Source organism: Aneurinibacillus migulanus (genome assembly GCF_001274715.1).
In the GTDB taxonomy this organism is placed as follows: Bacteria; Bacillota; Bacilli; order Aneurinibacillales; family Aneurinibacillaceae; genus Aneurinibacillus; species Aneurinibacillus migulanus.
Genome location: NZ_LGUG01000004.1, coordinates 2,246,729 through 2,266,136, shown reverse-complemented (window position 1 = coordinate 2,266,136; position 19,408 = coordinate 2,246,729). Strand labels below are relative to the sequence as shown.

19 protein-coding genes and 1 riboswitch are annotated in these 19,408 nt (G+C 45.5%); of the genes, 2 read left to right on the top strand and 17 right to left on the bottom strand.

Translation table 11 applies throughout. From position 1 onward, the window contains the following. Window positions 1-103 precede the first annotated feature (103 nt). From AF333_RS12925 to nadE, 17 genes are all read right to left on the bottom strand, one after another. The gene (locus tag AF333_RS12925) at window positions 104-817 is read right to left on the bottom strand and encodes an ABC transporter ATP-binding protein (RefSeq protein ID WP_407638679.1); all 714 of its coding nucleotides are present in this window, start codon (window positions 815-817) and stop codon (window positions 104-106) included. A gap of 117 nt (window positions 818-934) precedes the next feature. Beyond that, entirely contained in the window at window positions 935-2,113 is a 1,179-nt protein-coding gene (locus tag AF333_RS12920) for an LLM class flavin-dependent oxidoreductase (RefSeq protein ID WP_043068974.1), read from the bottom strand. Window positions 2,114-2,335: 222 nt separating this feature from the next. Continuing rightward, a complete protein-coding gene (locus AF333_RS12915) occupies window positions 2,336-2,569 on the bottom strand; it encodes a hypothetical protein (RefSeq protein ID WP_043068973.1) in 234 nt (77 codons plus the stop codon). A 32-nt stretch (window positions 2,570-2,601) separates the two neighbouring features. Next, on the bottom strand, window positions 2,602-3,801 hold the full coding sequence (locus AF333_RS12910; RefSeq protein ID WP_043068972.1) for an acyl-CoA dehydrogenase family protein: 1,200 nt from the start codon (window positions 3,799-3,801) through the stop codon (window positions 2,602-2,604). A 26-nt stretch (window positions 3,802-3,827) separates the two neighbouring features. Next, window positions 3,828-4,025, bottom strand: coding sequence for a YezD family protein (locus AF333_RS12905; protein WP_043068971.1), 198 nt, complete (start codon window positions 4,023-4,025; stop codon window positions 3,828-3,830). Between the two features lie 170 nt (window positions 4,026-4,195). Then, window positions 4,196-4,954, bottom strand: coding sequence for a CoA-transferase subunit beta (locus AF333_RS12900; RefSeq protein ID WP_043068970.1), 759 nt, complete (start codon window positions 4,952-4,954; stop codon window positions 4,196-4,198). Between the two features lie 6 nt (window positions 4,955-4,960). Beyond that, entirely contained in the window at window positions 4,961-5,980 is a 1,020-nt protein-coding gene (locus tag AF333_RS12895; RefSeq protein WP_043069031.1) for a CoA transferase subunit A, read from the bottom strand. A gap of 97 nt (window positions 5,981-6,077) precedes the next feature. Then, a riboswitch (SAM riboswitch) is annotated at window positions 6,078-6,178 on the bottom strand. A gap of 133 nt (window positions 6,179-6,311) precedes the next feature. Then, window positions 6,312-7,004: a M24 family metallopeptidase gene (locus tag AF333_RS12890; protein WP_043068969.1), complete on the bottom strand. Its 693-nt coding sequence runs from the start codon at window positions 7,002-7,004 to the stop codon at window positions 6,312-6,314. A 217-nt stretch (window positions 7,005-7,221) separates the two neighbouring features. Beyond that, window positions 7,222-8,361, bottom strand: coding sequence for a serine hydrolase domain-containing protein (locus AF333_RS12885; RefSeq protein WP_043068968.1), 1,140 nt, complete (start codon window positions 8,359-8,361; stop codon window positions 7,222-7,224). Window positions 8,362-8,961: 600 nt separating this feature from the next. Then, window positions 8,962-10,011: an S-layer homology domain-containing protein gene (locus AF333_RS12880; protein ID WP_052812413.1), complete on the bottom strand. Its 1,050-nt coding sequence runs from the start codon at window positions 10,009-10,011 to the stop codon at window positions 8,962-8,964. Between the two features lie 214 nt (window positions 10,012-10,225). Beyond that, window positions 10,226-11,803, bottom strand: coding sequence for an S-layer homology domain-containing protein (locus AF333_RS12875; RefSeq protein ID WP_043068967.1), 1,578 nt, complete (start codon window positions 11,801-11,803; stop codon window positions 10,226-10,228). A gap of 151 nt (window positions 11,804-11,954) precedes the next feature. Further along, on the bottom strand, window positions 11,955-12,386 hold the full coding sequence (locus AF333_RS12870; RefSeq protein ID WP_043068966.1) for a MaoC/PaaZ C-terminal domain-containing protein: 432 nt from the start codon (window positions 12,384-12,386) through the stop codon (window positions 11,955-11,957). Window positions 12,387-12,398: 12 nt separating this feature from the next. Beyond that, on the bottom strand, window positions 12,399-12,842 hold the full coding sequence (locus AF333_RS12865; protein ID WP_052812412.1) for a MaoC family dehydratase N-terminal domain-containing protein: 444 nt from the start codon (window positions 12,840-12,842) through the stop codon (window positions 12,399-12,401). A 72-nt stretch (window positions 12,843-12,914) separates the two neighbouring features. Then, complete coding sequence (locus tag AF333_RS12860; RefSeq protein ID WP_043068964.1) at window positions 12,915-13,391, bottom strand: DinB family protein; 477 nt, start codon at window positions 13,389-13,391, stop codon at window positions 12,915-12,917. Between the two features lie 36 nt (window positions 13,392-13,427). Next, the gene (locus AF333_RS12855) at window positions 13,428-14,333 is read right to left on the bottom strand and encodes a TIGR01777 family oxidoreductase (RefSeq protein WP_043068963.1); all 906 of its coding nucleotides are present in this window, start codon (window positions 14,331-14,333) and stop codon (window positions 13,428-13,430) included. A 123-nt stretch (window positions 14,334-14,456) separates the two neighbouring features. Next, window positions 14,457-14,732, bottom strand: a complete 276-nt coding sequence (locus AF333_RS32810; RefSeq protein ID WP_139188915.1) for a M42 family metallopeptidase — start codon at window positions 14,730-14,732, stop codon at window positions 14,457-14,459. Window positions 14,733-14,816: 84 nt separating this feature from the next. Then, window positions 14,817-15,647 (bottom strand): ammonia-dependent NAD(+) synthetase, encoded by an 831-nt coding sequence (gene nadE / locus AF333_RS12850; RefSeq protein WP_043068962.1) that lies wholly within the window; start codon window positions 15,645-15,647, stop codon window positions 14,817-14,819. Between the two features lie 459 nt (window positions 15,648-16,106). On the opposite strand from nadE, the gene AF333_RS12845 reads away from it, so the two are divergent. Continuing rightward, on the top strand, window positions 16,107-18,161 hold the full coding sequence (locus AF333_RS12845; protein WP_043068961.1) for an ATP-dependent DNA helicase: 2,055 nt from the start codon (window positions 16,107-16,109) through the stop codon (window positions 18,159-18,161). A gap of 195 nt (window positions 18,162-18,356) precedes the next feature. Then, entirely contained in the window at window positions 18,357-19,328 is a 972-nt protein-coding gene (gene gmd, locus AF333_RS12840; RefSeq protein WP_043068960.1) for a GDP-mannose 4,6-dehydratase, read from the top strand. Window positions 19,329-19,408: the final 80 nt, after the last annotated feature.

Here is a 19,408-nt window from a genome sequence, read left to right as displayed (position 1 = left end):
TTCTTCCTTATGCCTTTAGCGGTACCCGTCATGCCGATCGCTTCGTTTGTATTTTGCATAATGGCCTCCTTGCTTCGTTATGTTTGTTCATCTTCCGGGTCGTTTATATGCCTGAGCCATCAACAAATTGCAACTCCTCTATCCTCTCGAATTCACTCATCACTTTCTGTCTAATCTCCTGAAAAACAAAGCTTGCCCGGGTACGAGGATGAGGAAGGGGAACGGAAATCACCTTGCTGATTCTTCCTGGCCTTGGACTCATGATGAATACACGGTTGGCAAGATAGATGGACTCATCGATATCATGAGTAACAAGGAGCATCGTTGTCTGCTTTTGACGCCAAATATCCAGTAATACATCCTGCAGATGGTTGCGGGTAAATGCATCCAAAGCACCGAACGGTTCATCGAGGAGCAAGATTTCAGGACTTCTGAGAAGCGCCCGTGCAATCGCCACTCGCTGGGACATGCCCCCGGACAACTCCCGCGGGTAGGCTTTCTCAAAGCCTTCCAGTCTTACAGTACGAATCAATTCATCGACACGCTTACGGATCTCGGGATCTTTTAAAGATAAGTCTGCGGCAATGTTTTTCTCCACTGTTAGCCAGGGAAATAAGCGATGCTCCTGAAAAATAAACCCTTGATGAATACTTGGACGCTCAATTTTTCTGCCCCCTAGTATAGCTACACCTTCATAATCTGTATCCAGGCCAGCAATAATTTTGAGCAATGTGCTTTTTCCGCATCCGCTCGGACCGATAACCGTAATAAACTCACCTGGATTAACCGTAACCTCGATATTGTCCAACACGTGAATTCTGCCTTGCGATTTATCAAAAGATTTATGAAGCGATTTAATTTGCAGATCTGAAGATTGAGGCACGTGATTTCTCCCTTCTTGTAAACATAAAACTCATGAATTTGCTGAATAATGCTAAACGATACTAATTTTTCGCTGGGATAACTTTCTCTTTACAACAGGCAACAGTAAATCTCCTGTAATATGAGCTTCCTCGAGATTCGGATAGCCAGAAAGAATGAAAGAAGAGATGCCCACATCCGCGTACTCTACGATACGATCCGCCACTTGTTCAGGAGTTCCCACCAGCATCATCGCTCCTCCCCCTCGCACGATAGATAATCCCGCCCAAAGATTCGGTGCGATGAGATAACCGTTCTCCTCCGATTCACTGCGCAGACGATTTTGCCTTTTCTGTCCTACAGCATCCGTCTGGTTAAATCGTACCTCCGATTGCTCGATCGCTTTCTTATCGACTTTACTGATAATCTCCCAGGCAGCCGTCCATGCCTCCGCTTCTGTTTCCCGCACAAGCACTTGGGCGCGCAAACCGTAGCGGAGTCTCCTATTGCTTCCTTTTTCCTGCTTAAGCTCCTGACGGATGTGCTCTACTTCAGCGATCTGCTCTTCAATCCAGCCTAACGGCTCCGGCCACATTAAATATACATCTGCTATTTCGACCGCTGTACGTTTACCGGCTACGGAGCTTCCTCCAAAATAAATTGGCGGATACGGTTTCTGTACAGGGGGAGGATAGCTTGCTCCGCCTTCAATCCTATAGTGCTTTCCTTTAAAATGAACCTTATCGATATCCCGATAATTTTCGTTGGCTGCCAAATATTTAGATGTATGAGCATTGGAGTGTATCCATGCGTTTTTTACAATGTTCATGAATTCTAGCGTTCTCTCATACCGCTCGTCATGGTCGTGAGCAAGAGGATCGCCCATAGCTACTAAATCCGGCGGGGTCCCTCCTGTTACTACGTTAATCGCGGCCCTTCCTCCTGAAATATAGTCAAGCGTGGTCGCCATACGTGCTGCTGTAATCGGTGAAATAAGGCCCGGCCGTATTGCCACTAGCGGACGCAGGATTTTGGTATGGGTTGCAATGGCTGTGCCTACAATCCAGGCATCCAGGCAGCCGCCACCTGTAGGAATAAGGGCAAATGTATAGCCTGCATCCTCTGCAGCCTGGGCGACCTTAATCATATACTCTGCAGTTGGCTCGCGCTCAAGCTCTGCTCCGATATACTTCCCATCTCCTGTTGTAGGAATATACCAACCAAATTCTACGCTTTGCAAAGACGTCGACATATTTTCCACCTCTTCTTTTATAATTTGAGAATTCATATTGAGACAGAAATAACAAAAAAGCCCTATCATCTCACAGGTTCCGGCAAAAGAAAAGATTGCAGAACTGGCGAAATAACAGAGCCTTCAGCTGACTGATCGGCTATTTACAATGCTTGTTATATTTCCACATTATAAATAAAATTATTCTTATTTATAAAGTAGGGTTTAAAAATAACTGATATGCTATGAAGAAAGAAAAGCATGCAACTGGCGAATCTGTTCCATAATGTGTTTACGCTCATCTCGAAGAACAAACGCCTTCTGTTTTAGTTCCTGGAAAAAAGGCATCTCCCGGCTTCGGCATAGTTGTTGGTACGTTAATACCAAATCCTCATTTACCTGATCAAATCGCTCCCATAATTCTTCGCTCATTATCTGATACAGTTCCTGGCGATAATCATTTACCCAAGTTTCCACCAGTTGCATCTCCTTCCCGGTATCATGTTACATTAATACGTTTTGATAACCGCTTCGGTTTCTCTTGTCTCCTCTTGTTTTTTCCACACCTCTTGCGCCCTTTTTGCTAAAAGGGAGAGCGTCGCATCATCCATCGGTGGATTATGCAATCCCGCACGCACATCACGGTAGTACCGCTGGAGCGGATTTTTCTCGGACAGACTCCTGGCACCGACGATACGCATGGACTTATCGACCACCGAAATGGCAGCATTCGTAGCCGCATGTTTAACTGCGGCAAGTTCAGGTCCTATATTGTCTCTCTCCCGTGCCGTATCCCACTTCTCCGCTACACCATACATAAAATAGCGGGCCTGTGTTAGTTCAAGCTCGATTTGACCAAGCAACGTTTGTACGTTAGGCAAACCAATAATCGGTTCATTTATGCTATTTGGTATATAGGATGAGGCAAACTCCAGCGCATGTGTACGTGCAGCACGCGCGATTCCAAGATAGCAGGCCGGGATGTGCAGTAGCCAGCCGTTGCTTTTCTTCTTCGTTTGCGGTTGTATCCTCTCTACTAAATATTCTTCCGGAAGACGAACGTCATGCAGAATCAAATCATGACTCGCCGTTCCTTGCATGGCGATACTGTCCCACGTTTCTTCGATTTCTATGGAGCCGTGACTACGTGGAACAAGGAATTCACCCACCTCGTCTGTATCCTCAATGCTTGCCGTTACCAGGAAGTAATCAAGGGCCGGAGCCATCGTCGTAAATATCTTGCGCCCTGTAACAATCCATTCTGCTCCACTTTTATAGGCACTCGTTTGCGGTTTGCCTCCCCGAGTCGGGCTTCCGGTTTGCGCCTCAGATGCAGCGCGATTGACAAGGGCACCGTTGCTTACTTCCCTGGCAAACCAGGTAAACATCTCATGCTTCCAGTTCCTCCTTTCTACCAGTTCCATCATGATACCGATATGCCAGCCAATAGATAGCGCCGTGGAACCATCCGCTTCCGCGATTCGTTCCTGAAGCAGAAGAAAATCATAGAGTGCAAGAGACTCTCCCCCTAGTTCTTCTGGAAGCACGGAAGCTGTATAACCTACGTCTTTCAACGCCTGAATATTATCGAAAGGAAACGGGGCGCCATCTCGGTAAAGCGCGTCGGATGCAGTAAATCGCTGCGCTTTTTCTGATACTCGTTCCAATAGTCTTTGCTGACGTTCTGTTTTTGCGAATGAAATGCTCATTTGTTCTCTCCTTTGCGAGCATATTCTTATTTCCAACTGCTTACATTACTATGATGCTTGGCACCTGTTTTCTTTTGTAATGGAAACCGTTGCTTTTCTGTCCGATCGATTTGTACAATTTGCCCTTCGTGTACGGTGATATTCAGTGAACCATAGTCCAGCCCTTTTAGAGCTTCAGCGATAATATCGCTCCAATGAGGCTGCAATTCTTTAGGATTATTCATTGACGCTCCCCCGCTTCCCAATTATTCTTCCTATGCTGGTACCTGTACATTTACCGCTCACGCCAGCGGAACACATACTGTATTCCAGTCCTTTCTGGAAATACCAAGAGTATGTGCAGAATCAAGCAACCCTGTCTTCCATCTTATGGGTAATTAACAGGTATGATTTGTCATACAAGAACGATACCATCCGGGTCCAGACTATGTATCTTGCATAGCTCCTCTTCGGTAGGATCCGGAATCGTATACGCATCCGGATGAACTTCAATCTCAAAGCCGCTATTGGCCTGCACATCTTCTACCGTAATTCCTTCATATAGCTGCAAAAGTGTCAAGCGGCGTGTTTCTTCAGGGAAACCGTATATACCAAGCTGGGTCACTACACGATAAGGACCGGTATCAGAAGGAAGCCCACTACGTTCTCGGGCACCTGGTCCATTCAAGTATCCCGGACTCGTCAAGAAGTTCAGCTTAGGTGTGAACTTCCGTTTATCCTGACGCATGAGAATAATCGTACGCCAGCAAAGAGATGCAATATCCGCACCTCCACCCGAACCGGGTAAACGCACTTTTGGTTTTTCCCAGGACCCGATGACGGTTGTATTAAGATTGCCATACGGATCGATTTCAGCGCCTCCGAGAAATCCGTATTCGATGTAGCCTGCCTGTGCAAGGCTCATGACGTAATCCATAGAACCTACGATAATCCCATTCTTAAAGGTCAAGGATTCACTGACCTGGATAGGCAACCTTCCTTCCGGTTGTCCGCCAACGCCGCCACCTTCATAAACGGTAAGCAGACCCGGCGCATGCAGGCGCTGTGCGAGCGAGGCCGCCAGCATCGGCATTCCTGTGCCGACAAACACACTTTTGTTATTCTCCAGAAGCCTTGACGAAGCTACTATCATACGTTCTGTATCGGTAGCCATAAACGCTTACCTCCTTTTTGCAACTTTCGGATAGTTTTCGATACCGTTCTCGATATGTTCCAGTTGACGAAGAATTCGGAGCCCTCCGATTTTCTCTAGGTATTCGTAGTGGTCTTCCGTGCCGAAAATATACTGGTTTAGATATTCCTCTACACCTTCGTCCGTAAGAGATGCATCAAGCCACTCCTGCCAGTGCTGTTCATCGAAAGAATACAGGTACGGTACTTGATTTGGATGTGAACCATAAGGAACTTCCACTACTGCATCGACTACAAAGTAAGGAATTTTCGTCGCATCCGGGCGACGGTTGATTTCTTCTTCCGGGATGATTTTTTCAGTCGTAATAATAACTCGCTTGGCAGCATGTGCTAGCTCAAAGTCCTCTGTCATATTGCCATCAATCTGGCAATTTCCATATTTATCTGCCCGCTGTACATGAAGAATAACAACATCCGGATAGCACGCGGGAATCAATTCGATTGGTTTGCCAGTAAAGGGATCTTGGATTTGCTTTGAACCGCTGTAGTGCAGCGTATCGGTTCCGATAGCGGTCCGGGTCGGATAAAAGGATAGTCCTTTCATGGCAGCAGTAAAACGCCATTGAAAAGCCGCATTGGTCGTCTCGGAGATTACGGATAGCCTTCCGTTTTCGACGGCTGTGCGTGCCGGGCGGGAAAGTCCTCGAATTTCATCGCCGAATCCGTATGCGACTTCTGCTCGGCTGATAAGGCCGGCTGCTGTAAGCAGATTCCAGTCATGCTGCGAACCTTTCGCTCCTACCGTCAAATTTCCGATTCCCTGCCGGATTATTTCATATACAGCCGCCATAGGGGTACGTACCGATCCCATTCCGCCGAATACAATATAGTCTCCTGGCTTCACTCCTTGCTCAATGGCTTGCTTCAACGTTACCAGTTTCTCTTTTTTTTCTGCTGATTTGTACCGTCTCCGATAGGCACGAATTGCGTCGGGATCAGCCCAACCATACAAATACGCGTCCTTTTTCTCTTCTGTAATCTGACTCATATTCTCCTCCTCTTCATTTAAAAAAAACAGCAACAAAAAACCAACCTTCTTACAAAAAAAGAGGTTGGTTTTACGATATATTTTCATGCATTCCAACCTCTTATCTATCAGAAATATAATTCTGCTGGAGTTGGCACCGACTTTATATCGGTTGCCGAGGTTTCATCAGGCCAGTCCTTCCACCTCTCTTGATAAGAGCATGTGATTTTTTGTATGTAACTTGGATGACTTTATTTTAAATATACTTTTCCGATTAGTCAAGTATGTTTTAATCCAAATAATCCCTTAGTCTGTATAGCACTCATTATCTTGGTGCTATATACTCTGAAATCTATTCCACCGTCAATAACTGCTCACAGAATCCTCCGATTTCAAGCTCACGATCGATAAAATGTACCTCCAAAATCCAATCACGTGGCTGACCATTCTTATCAGGCTCTCTCATCGGAACTTTATTCTCAGGATGAATATAATTCTCAACTTCCTCTCCCTGAACTTGCTCATGCGGAAATTCGCCGATAAGGTGACCAGCGTGTGGGCCTCCATATTCCCATCCATACTCCTTTGCAAGATTACACATAAATTCGAAAAGTTCACTACCTGTAATGTTTGGCCTGGACTGAAAGAAGGCTTTACCATCTTCCCAAGCCTGCATAATATCATTTCGTAACTTTATCTTATTTGGATCGTCTCCAAGAACATATGTCCGACCAAAATCAGCCTCCCAGTCTTCAAAGATAGGGCCGAAATCAAGAAAGATAATATCTTCCTCAGAAACGACTAAATCCGGCGGATTTTCTCTGTAAGGATGTAGAGTGTTTCTTCCAGCTCGTACAATCCGTTTATGCCAGTACTTCCTAATCCCAAACATTTGGAAAGCTAATTCATAAACCTCTCGATTGATCTGTTTTTCAGTTATGCCACTACGTAGTATACCCTTCTCTTCGACTGCTCTGAATAATGCCTCTGCCTTTCTCTGGGCATGTCGCAGAGACGAGTGTCTTTCCTCTAAGGCTCGCTTCAAAACTTTCTCACCTCTTTATCATCATAGTATGTATAACTTTAAGTATTATCTGTCTTGTTGAAAAGTTACAGTTTTATAAATTTATATAGGGACAACAATGAGGTGCATCCTATTTTCTCTTCTGCTAACTACTCAGCAGGAAACGCTGCAAAAAATAAAAATGGCGTACAGACCGACAGCAGTCGGGTACGCCATTTTGGTTAGTACAAATCATTAATTATAATACCGCTTTTTTCTCTATCTTTTGTTTGTTTTCACTGTTTTCGACCGGTTGGATGATGTCCAGCAACGTATTTGCTATGTCCTTTAACTCTGCATCACCATGATTGCTCAAAAGGATAATTACGCTTTTTGATGACATATCGCGTATAATCTCGGCAGAAAATCCAAGCACATATCCGTTATGTTCCGCAAGCTTTCTGCCATCTTTTTCTTCTAGATGCCAGCCGTAGCCGTATGCTTTCATCTGCGGCGTAAACATGCTCTGACGCAACGGTTCTGAAACCAGCTTATCCGTATATAAAGCACGGTCCCATTTGTAAAGGTCCTCTACTGTAGAATACAGGCTTCCAGAAGAAAAGCGTGTAGAATAGTCCATACCCAATGCAACCCACATTCCCTGAATATCCTTATGCCCTCTTGCTCTGTTGAGGACTTTTCTCTGATTAATATTGACTCCTGTATCTTTCATATGAAGCGGAGCAAAAATATGGGTGTTCAAATAATCCTCATAAGACATGCCAGATGCTTGTTCAATAATGTGACCAAGAAGAATGTACCCTTCGTTGCTATAGTTCTGATTCGTCCCCGGCGGATATAGAAGTGTCAAATCTTCATACGCCAGAGTTCCCCTGTTCATAGGCAAACCTGAAGAATGTGTCAATAAATCATGAATGGTTACGTCCTTAGCAAACGGATATGTCGGAAAAAATCGCTCAATCGATTCGTTAATATTTAATGCATGTCGTTCATGTAACTGTAAAATTGACATGGCTGTAAATGCTTTAGTCAATGAGGCTATCGCGAACTTTTGACTGGGTTCATTCGGTAATTTTTCCTTCTCATACGCATAGCCATAACCTTTCTTCAGAAGAATGGTGTCTCCTTTGGCAACTAATACAGTTCCATGAAACTTATCCAATGCCAGTTGCTTTTGCAGATAGAGGTCTACATCGGTGGCCAACTGCTTATTTTCCAGGCTATTTTCATTTTTCACTCCTGTCGTGACCGGAGTGAAACTTTCCGCTTTTGTTTCTCCAAGACGGATGCTGCTTTTCTGTTCATGCTGCAGCAGAGACACCGGAAAAAACGAAAACGCCAGAAAAAAGCTTGCTAGCACAAAGAACTTTTTTTTCAATTATTTCTTTCCCCTTCTCTAGATGATGAACGAGAAAATTGTAATACTGAACTACATGGTTGTAAAGTTAAAATTTAGTGAAAAATAATTACAGAATAGTAGTGAATTAAAAATAGTCTTACATTTCCTGTTGAACCATGTTTTTAGGGGGAGAAATCGCCTTGTATCGTAATCTTATAGTGAGATTTTTTTTGTTCATGTATGCGTACTCCCATAAGAAAAACTCGCAGGCATTGTCACTCGTCCTTTTTCCACAACGAAGCTCATCGGCCGCTTTGTGTCCCTTCAGGCAGACTGACAAACCATCTAGGCATCTCGGATGAGGGAGACAGTTGTCGGTCTTTTTCGCCCGCCGCGTCACACGCTCCACAGGAATAAAGAAAACTTGACTGGTGCCAAGCTATCGCGCAGGCAACCGCCTTAGTTGCCCTTATGCAGCTCTGCTGCGCAAAGCAACGTTTGGCATACGCCTCGCGAGTTTTTCGAGTGATACGACTCGGAAAAAAGTAGATGTTGCTTTCCTGCTTTATAGCGACATCTACTTTCTTATCCATTTAAAAAAGCGTTTCAAGCCATGTTTGACCCGAAACGCCTCCTTCGTTATAAATATCTTTTTACACCAACGACACGATAGTGATTTAAATACCAATCAATGCTATTGATTTTTACTGAGCCTTGCCCGCTTGCCGCATGCGCCATTTTTCCTGCACCCATATAAATGCCGACATGTGAAATTGATCCGCCGCCTGTATCAAAGAACACCAAATCGCCTGGCTGCATGGATGAAGTAGATACTTTTGTTCCCTTTTCAAACTGTTGACTGGCTGTACGTGGCAAGCTAACGTCGAACTTTTTGTATACATATTGCGTAAATCCGCTGCAATCAAAACCGGATGGAGACGCACCGCCCCAACGGTACGGAACACCTAGGAGTGGCTGTACTGTTCGTTGGAACAACTCATCAAGACGATAGCTGGAACGAGACGCCACCTTTGGTTTTGGGGCTGCTGCTGGTAGTGAACCGTACAGCACCGTTTGTATAACGACTGCCATTTCGGCGCGTGTCAGCGCTTTCTGCGGATGGAAATACCCCGCATCACCGGCGAATATTTTTTTCTCTGTTACGGCTTTTACACCGTCCACGGCCCAGCTGCTGATCTTTCCTTTATCCTTGTACGTCAACGCTTTGCCTGAATGAGAATAGTTAAACGTATGGGCAATAATCCCTGCTGCTTCTTCCCGCGTAATCGGGCGCTCTGGAGCAAAGCGGGTGGCCGACACACCTTTAACAATTCCCATTTGATACGCTCCCTTTATTGCACTGTAGTACCACTTGCTCTTCGACACATCGGTAAACGGAAATTTGTTCACTTTGGTCGGCCTGTCAACCGCCCGTTCCAGTACGGCTGCGAATTCCGCGCGCGTTACCGATTTGTTCGGCGAAAACTCTTTTGGGGCAGTTCCTTTGAGAAGCCCTTTTTTATATAAGTTTTCGATGCTGGGTACCGCCCAAGGAGCCTTGTATGTATCCGAGAATACTGTAGCTGCTTCCGCTTTATTTTCCTGGAGGGGAAACATACCAGCAAGCAAAGATACAGAAAGCACACCTGTAGCTAAATAACGTCTTACATTTTTCTTTTTCTCTCTCATAGCCTCTTTCCTTCTCGAATTTTTAGATAATTGTTATATTAACCTCATTAATACTATCAAAAATTCCCCCTCTGTTCATCTAGCCAATTAACCAGGATATATTATTCAATTTTATTGATCAATTTTCATACTATGGAAAATGAAAGAGGCACATGATAATGAAAAAACATATCATGTGCCTCTTTTGTTTCATGAAAATATACCGAGCATACAGTTATTGTTCATTTTGTATAGCAGCCCATACCTCATCGGCTTCGGCGCCAACATACCAGAATGCCGTTCCAGCTGCACCGAGTTCTTTTACAGTTCGATACTTCAAAGCAAGGGAACGGCTTTCCTCAAGCCATATTTTGTATACTTTTCCCTGTTTACGATATGTGACATAGTATTGTCCCAATCGTGTATCCCAGATCGGTCTGATACCCGAGGTTTGAACATCTTTAAAGCTATCTGGCATCGTTACTTCTTCCGGAGTTGCTTTGCCGTTCGCTTCCTGCCAGCGCATCGTATAGAACGGAAGAGCAACAAGCAAACGCTCCCCGGGTACTAGCGTAAGCATGCGCTTCACATGCGCCTCTATCCAAGGAAGTGAAGCATTGGGCCCGGCCACACCTTTTCCTTCCCATGTTTCGTTATATGCCATCAATACGACATAGTCGGCATAGCGGGCTAACAAAGCGAAGTCGTACGGTTCGCTCCAATCATCCTTTAAGTCCGGCGGTACGTCAACCGAGACTTTTTTATTTCGTGCATGGAGAGTCGTGGATAATTCCGCGATAAATGCGGTAAAATACGATCGATCTGCCGGAGCGATATTTTCAAAGTCGATATTAAGACCGTCCAGCTGATACTTTTCCGTGTATTCGGTAAGCTGACGTACAAGTGCTGTACGTTTTGCCGAATCGGTGAGCATCTGGTGGGTAAGCTCCCGGTTAAACCGATTACCGACTAACGGCCATACTTCTCGTCCATTTTTATGTGCCCACGTTAGTAGTGAATGATCGGTTGCATCCGTAAAATTTCCAGATGAAGTCAGGAAATACCAGCGCGGCGACACGATGTTCATGCCGTTCGCTTTCTTCGCTCTAGTCGCGAACTCATCTGTTGACACATCATACTGCCAGCCCATCTGGAGCATACCGCTCTCTGCTGTATTCTTTAGAAAATCAGGCTGATGCAGCAGATTGTACAATAATACGGCCATTTCTTCCCGTGTCAAGTGATCATACGGACGAAATTGTCCTTGACTTCCGATCATTAGGCCGCGTGCATACAATTCAGCTACTGCAGGGCGTGCCCAGTCAGCAATTTTATCTGCATCCCAGAACGGAAGAGTTCCCCCTTGTACTGCCCTTTTTTTCGGCAGAGCCCGGTACAATAACGAAGCTGCTTCCTGTCTGGTTATGGCACGCTTGGGCGCAAATTCGTCCCGCGATACCCCGCTGACGAGCCCGGTAGTTACGCCCGCCTGCACAAAGTCATAAGACCACGAAGTCTTTGCTACATCTTTGAATGCGGGGATAGCGGCGCGTATTGGAGCTAAACCGAGCGTACGTCCTAGCATCGTCGCCATCGCCTCACGCGTCACAGGCTTACGGGGTCCGTATGTACGGTTCCCCTCCCCATACACGAGCCCTCTTTTATACAAGTCTAGGATTTGCGTCCGTGCGTAGCTAGTAGCAATATCGTTGAACGGAAGGGATGCATCCGCACGAATTACATTTGGCTGGATATATTCGCCCGCAAGACAGACGAACACCAGTAGAATAATAATAGAAACTTTCTTTTTCATGATGCGAAATACCCTCTCCCAATCTTTTCAACCTTTTTTCTCCCCTTCTACTCTAGCGTAAAAAGGCAATAGAAAAACATAGGGAAAGGGTGGAAATTAGCATATCGACTTATTAAGAAAACCCCCCGGCGTCCGTCTCCGGGGAGTTGTGTTATGCGCGTGGAAGCAATGCTTCACACGTGCCTTTGACTTTAACTTCGTTTTTCTGATCTACGGCCTGTACTTTGATTTTAACCCAGACACCTTCATCGGTTTCCTCTTTTCCAACCAATTCCCCTCGGACGGTAATCGCATCGCCCGGACGGGTAATGGAAGAGAAACGTACACCGAATTTCTTAATGGATGCACGGGGTACCCACGTAGTTAGGGCTTGCCCGACAAAACCCATAATCAACATGCCATGAGCGATAACTCCGCCCAGTCCCGCTTCTTGGCCTACACTCTCAATCGTATGTATTGGGTTGAAATCGCCCGATGCCCCGGCGAACTTAATTAATTGCATTCGGGTAACCGGCGGTTTTTCCAGCGCTGGCAGCTCTGTTCCTACCTCGGCTTCTCTATTGTGAAGCAAATACGGTTCCATATACTCCCCTCCCTATGGCGTTTTGACCAGCATCATCCGTGCGGCCATTACCTTTTCATCATTTTGGTTACGGTAGACGGTTTCTAACGTATAGAATGCCATACCGTTTCGCTTTGCTTTTACATCTGTTACTTTCGTTTCTGCATGAATCGTATCACCCGCATAGATAGGGGCGAAATATTCGTATTCCTGTTCTCCGTGCAGCAATTTCTTCATGTCGATTTCAAGCTGTTCCATCAAATCTTCGAAGGTTGGACCGTACCACATATCAATGGCTTCCATGAATGTAGGCAGGATCGGAATCGCGTCAAAACCTTCCTCTTTTGCCTTTGCCTCATCGGTGTAAATCGGATTATCTTCGCCTATCGCCAGCGCAAGTTCTTTTATTTTACCGGCTTCTACCTTGCCGCTGTAAGCGGTGAACACGTAGCCTTTTTTATCTTCCGGATTTGCCAAAGTATAGATTCCCCTTTCTTACATTTCTACTTATGTTTTATATACAATCACTCACATATTATAGCATGATCATTACGCCTTACTAGTTTTTATCATAAATAACTCTTCCCGAATCTTTTGAATCCGATTCACATGCGCAGTCACATGTCCGATAAGCGCTTTAAGCATTTGTCGCACGGTCAATTCCCCCGCTTCAGCATGGCGCCCTTTCCGTTCCCATTCCTCTTCGGTTGCCTCCCCGAGAAGCTGTGCATTCGTTTTACGAAGTAGCCTGAATAACTCTAGGTAGAGCGTAACGTCTGCCTCATGATAATACAGACGCTCAGCCCATTTGTCCTGATCATATGGCAGCAACGGGGGCATTTCTTCGGCTAATGTTTGTTTTATTCTTCCTGTATACACAGTCTCAGCATCCACAACATGAATCACGATTTGATGAATACTCCATCCACCATCGGCGGGTACGGTTTTCATCTGCTCAGCAGTAAGGCCTTGAATGGCCTCCTGTAAAATCCGATGCCCTTCCAAATATTGTTCCAACAGTTCCATGATAACTCTCTCCCTCTCTCTTGGTTTATATGTTTACTACATTCTACTTATAAGATCTTGAACAGCACGATCGATGGAAGGATAGTGGAACTCGAATCCGTGGTCAAGCGCTCGCTTTGGCACTACATGCTGACCTTCGAGCAGCAATTCAGCCATCTCTCCCAGTGCAAGTACCATTGCGAACTTTGGAACCCGCAACCAGTGGGGTCGATACAGCTGACGCGCCAATACACGGCCGAATTCATCATTCGTGACAGGATTCGGAGCTGTGGCGTTGACAGGGCCTTCCATCGCTTCGTTTTTAATGCAGAAGTTAATTAGACGCACATAGTCAGTAATGTGAATCCATGAATGCCATTGCCGTCCATTTCCCACTTTACCACCGGTAAATAGGCGGTATGGAAGTGCCATCTTGGGAAAAGCACCGCCATTCACCCCAAGTGCAAGCCCTGTACGCATCTTGACCAACCGTGCAGATGGAATTCGATCAGCCTCGGCTTCCCACTGTCGGCTCACTTGAGCGAGAAAATCATCCGCTATCGCCTGGCTGTCCTCGTCAAAGTGCACTGTATCCGACTGACCATAAATACCGATGGCTGAGCCATTGATGACGAGGTGAGGTTTTGTTTTCAACTTTCCGATGACCTCAGCGATTTGCTGTGTCGTCTCCACCCTCGATAACAGGATACGCTGCTTCCGTTCCGCAGTCCAGCGTCCACTATTAATCGACTCTCCCGCCAGATTAATGAGTACATCTATGCCTTCCAGTGTTTGCGGATTACTCTTCATTTCATCCCAGGTTACACAACCTGCAAACGGAAATTGTTCTTTAACTTTGCTACAGCTGCGGGAGATAAGGAGAACATCGTATTTCTTCTTGTGCCAGTCTTTTATCAGATGTGTGCCGATAAATCCGCTTCCCCCGGCAATCGCAATTTTCATGTCCGCTCCTCCTCATGTCAGTGGCCCGGTACAAGAAGCCACTTGACGTCCGTTATCTCGTCTCTATATTTACAGTATATCAGCGCATATCTGTCTCCGTCGTTGGTTTCTTCCTTTGCCTCTTTATTTCTTACCCTTTCGACTTTCATATTGAGTTAGATAAGCAGGTGATGATGTCATCAAGTACAGATGCAAGAGGCGTGCCGTATGATGTACACTATCTATATGTGTGCGCTCCAGCGAATGAGAAGCATCCACACCCGGCCCTATCAATCCACGAATCAAGTCATGACTAAAAGCCAATGCCGCGCTTGCATTTGCACAAAAGGAAACTTCCTGCTCGCTTGAACGCTGACCAGGACCAACAATACCGATATCAAGGGCCAGATATTCATTCACTTCCGGCGAAATATTCGAATTGGCTCTATAAAAACATAAGTCCTCATAGCCGGGGCCAGAGGACTTGTGCTCTTCAAAAGTTAATTATTTCTTCCACCATGTATCAAATATTGATACAGGTTCATGACGCTTATGACGCGAGTTCATATAGTGCCTCTCAATCGTTTCTGTTGCTTTCGGACTAACTTCTTTTCCTTCCAAATAATCATCGATGTCTTCATATGAGACGCCGAGCGCCGTCTCATCTGGAAGTAGAGGCTTATCGTCCTCCAAATCTGCAGTTGGGATTTTCGTATACAGACGTTCATCTGCCCCCATATATTTAAGAATCTGGCGGCCTTGGCGCTTATTAAGTCCATACAGAGGTACTACATCGCATGCACCATCTCCATATTTAGTAAAGAAGCCGGTAATCGCCTCCGCCGCATGATCGGTTCCAATAACAAGCAATTTATAATATGCGCCAATATCGTATTGCACTTTCATTCTTTCCCGCGCTTTTGTGTTTCCTTTCAGGTAGTAGGACATTTTCTCGCCCGTGGCTTTCGTAAATGATTCGTCCGCCGCATCTACTGCCGGTTTAATATTAACGGTCAGGGTTTTATCCGGTTGAATAAAGTCCAGGGCAAGCTGTGCGTCCTCCTCGTCTTTTTGTACGCCATACGGCAGACGAACGGCAATGAACGTATATTCCTTCTTCGTTTCGGTTCGAAGTTCTTCGACGGCACGTTGTGCTAGACGACCGGCTAGTGTTGAATCCTGCCCTCCGGAAATACCAAGTACGTAGCCGTTCATATTAGTTTGGGTTAAATATTCTTTAAGAAAATCAATGCGTTTTCTTTCTTCGTCAGCCGGGTCAATTTTCGGGCTAACTTGCAATGCTTCAATGATTTGCTGCTGCAGCTGAAGAGCCATAGGTGTGTTTCGCATCCTTTCTCATTCATTAAAATAAGAAAAACTCGCGGGCGCCTCCGCTCGTCCTTTTTCCTCAAAGAAGCCAAACGGCCGCTTTGTGTCACTTCGGGCGGACCAACAAAACATCTAGGTATCTCGGGTGAGGGAGACAGTTGTCGGTCTTTTTCGCCCGCTGCGCCACACGCTCCACAGGTAAAAAGCAACGTTTGGCACACGCCTCACGAGTTTTTCGAGTAATACGAGCGGAAGAAAGTAAATGTTACTTTCTTATCCATTAAAATAGGTCTCTATATTTCCTTTCTGTTTCTTTTCCCCAATCCCTGCTTATTGAATACAAAAAACGCATTGTTTTTCAGAATAAAACACCCGATAATGAAAGAATAGTGCTTTTTCTTTATTATGCTAGAGTCAGGATCTTTGTTCTGCTATGATTTAAAAAAACAGGTTAGGATTAAATATATGGCAACGTATTCAAAAACACTGCATCGGATATTCAAACGAAATGGGATTCTTGCTGGTTATCTGCCGCAATATCAGCCGCGTCGCGCCCAGTTCGAGATGGCTAATCTCGTGCTGCGTTGCTTAAAGCAGGAGCAGCACGGACTGATTGAGGCAGGAACCGGAACGGGTAAATCCTTCGGTTATACATTGCCCGCCGCCTGGTGGGCACTAAAAAACGAAAAACGGGTTATCATATCAACAAATACCATTACGCTCCAGCAACAGTTGCTCGAAAAAGAACTGCCCATGGTACGCAACGTTATCCAAAAGCTTGACCCGGAGCTTGCTGAAGAATTTCGCTTTGAACTGGCAAAGGGGCGCGGCAACTATATTTGCAAACGGCGCTTTGATGAATTGTTGAAAGACAGTCTGGCAAAAGAAACACAGGATATGCCTATACTCAATCGTCTTAAGAGCAAATTACCGTCCATGAAAAAAGGTGACCGGGATGAGACAGCACTGCCCATCCCACCTGGGTTGTTCCAGGCCATCCGTGGTGATGGTGACGACTGCCTAGGCAAGAACAGCCCGTTTTATAAAGAGTGCTTCATTCAGAATGCGCGCAAAAAGCTACAAAATGCCCAAATCATTGTGGTAAACCATGCATTGTTCTTCACCGATTTGATTCTCAGGCGCCAGGGTGCCAGTATTCTGCCCGAATATGATGCGGTCATTATGGACGAAGCGCACCGCGTGGAAGATCAGGTAACAAAGCAGTATACCTATCATGTCAGCATTGAAGAGATACATACGCTGTTCAATCGCTTCCTTAAGAAACGGGCGCACTGGGCCCGTGAATTGGATGCGCCTGATTTGCATCAGCAAGTGGAAGGCATACGCGTACGGTTGACCGCTCAGCTCGTCGAACTGTTTGCCCCGTTGGCACGCGCGCTAGCCGAACGACCGCAAAATGAATATTTATTGAAGAAAAGCATTGTTGCACACGATGCATGCAAACCGTTTTTCAAACAATGGAAAGCCTTGTTCATCGATAAACGTAAAGAAATCGAAGCGCAGGAAGGTGAAGGCGAAACCGTAATTGGACTAAGCCGTTACATCGCGCAAATCGAACAAATGGAGCATATGGTAACACACGTATTGCTAAACCAATCACCGGACGAGTGGGCAACCTGGGTGTCATACGAAGAGCCTGCCCGGGATGAACACACACCGCTTATTCGGGACGATCTCGCCTGGGGTTCCCTGCTGCACCTGTATTCTGCTCCAATTGATGTCAGCGAACTGCTCCGTGAAGAACTATTCGAACAGAAAACGGTCATTCTTACATCCGCAACACTAACAACCCAGGGTGATTTCTCTTTCGTAGCGAATCGGATGGGAATCGATGAATACGAAACGATGGAGACACCGAGTCCATTTAAATACGACGAACAGGCAGTTCTGCTCGTACCAGAGGACGTACCTGCCCCTACTGAACAAGAGTACGAGGCGTTCCTGATCGCTTCCATGAAAGAAATCGTCGCCTCCACCCGGGGCCGGACTTTCTTTCTATTCACTTCCTACGGACAGATGAATCGCATATATGAAGCAATGCGGCCTTGGCTTGAAAAATACGAGTTACATGGACTGTTGCATGGCCCTGATATTTCACGCGATCAGTTACTACAACAATTCCGTACCGGAACCAATCATGTTCTTTTCGGCTGTGAATCGTTCTGGGAAGGTGTAGATGTACCTGGTGACGACCTCGTATGTGTTGTCATTGCCAAGCTGCCATTCCCTGTACCAAGCGACCCGCTTACCCAGGCACGAACCGAGCGTCTGCGCAAGCGGGGCCGGGATAGCTTCATGGAGTATATGTTGCCGTTTTCCATCCTGCGGCTTAAGCAAGGTTTTGGCCGACTCATCCGTACACGCCGTGACCGGGGTGTCGTCGTCATTCTCGATTCACGCCTGCATACGAAACGATACGGTGCTCAGGTACTTTCCAGTCTACCACCCGCCCGGCTTGCCAAAAGCATGGAGGAATTACACCGCTTTTTTATAGGTTGAGAAGTATTACACATACAAAGCTATGCAAAGGAAGGCAAATGTCTTCCTTTTTTTTATTTCCCTAAAATATGTAACAAAATCATAAATTGCCTCTTTTAGTCATATGGTATCTAAAATGAGAAGGCAAACTATCAGGAGCAGGATAACGAAGTACAACAAGGATGTGAAGATACAGCTCAAAAGGAGTGGGCGTGAATGAAAACTGCATTAATTACCGGGATCACAGGCCAGGATGGAGCCTATCTGGCGAAATTATTATTGGAAAAAGGCTATCGGGTTGTTGGGTTACTTGCACACCGTAGTACCAATCCTTTCTGGAGATTATCCTATTTAAACATAGATACACAAATAGAATTCACCGATGGAGATCTAACGGATCTCTCTTCCCTTATTCGAGTTATAGAAAAAATAGAGCCAGATGAAGTGTATAATTTAGCCGCACAAAGTTTTGTGGGAGCATCCTGGCAGCAGCCGATCCTTACCTCACAAGTGACAGGGATGGGAGTGCTGCATATGCTGGAAGCTATCCGAGCAACCGATTCTCAAATCAAGTTCTATCAAGCCTCTTCGAGCGAGATGTTCGGATTAGTACAGCAAGCCGTTCAATCGGAAGAAACTCCATTCTATCCGAGAAGCCCTTATGGCGTCGCAAAATTATTTGGTCATTGGATGACAAAAAATTATAGGGAAAGTTACAACATGTTTACTTGCAGTGGTATATTATTCAACCACGAATCTCCGTTGCGCGGCCTAGAATTCGTTACTCGGAAGGTCACCGATGCAGTAGCCCGAATTGCAGTTGGTGAACAAAAAGAACTTCGTCTGGGAAATATTGATGCAAAACGGGACTGGGGATATGCAGGTGACTATGTAGAGGCGATGTGGCTTATGCTGCAACAGCCAAATCCTGATGATTATGTAATAGCTACAGGAAGAACCTCAACCGTAAGAGACATGTGCCAAATCGCATTCAATCATGTAGGATTGAATTATGAGGATTATATTGTTATTGATCCTCAATTTTATCGACCTGCAGAAGTTGATATTCTTCTAGGCAATCCGGCCAAAGCAAGAAAACAGCTTCATTGGGAGCCAAAGACAAGTTTTGAAGAACTCATTCAGTTAATGGTGGAAGCGGATTTGAAACGAATAAAAGAGAAGGAGTAACCATAAATAAGGCATTCCCTAATACAAGAATCCAGATTTTCTTCCCTCGGAAAATCTGGATTCTTTATATATTTGTTATC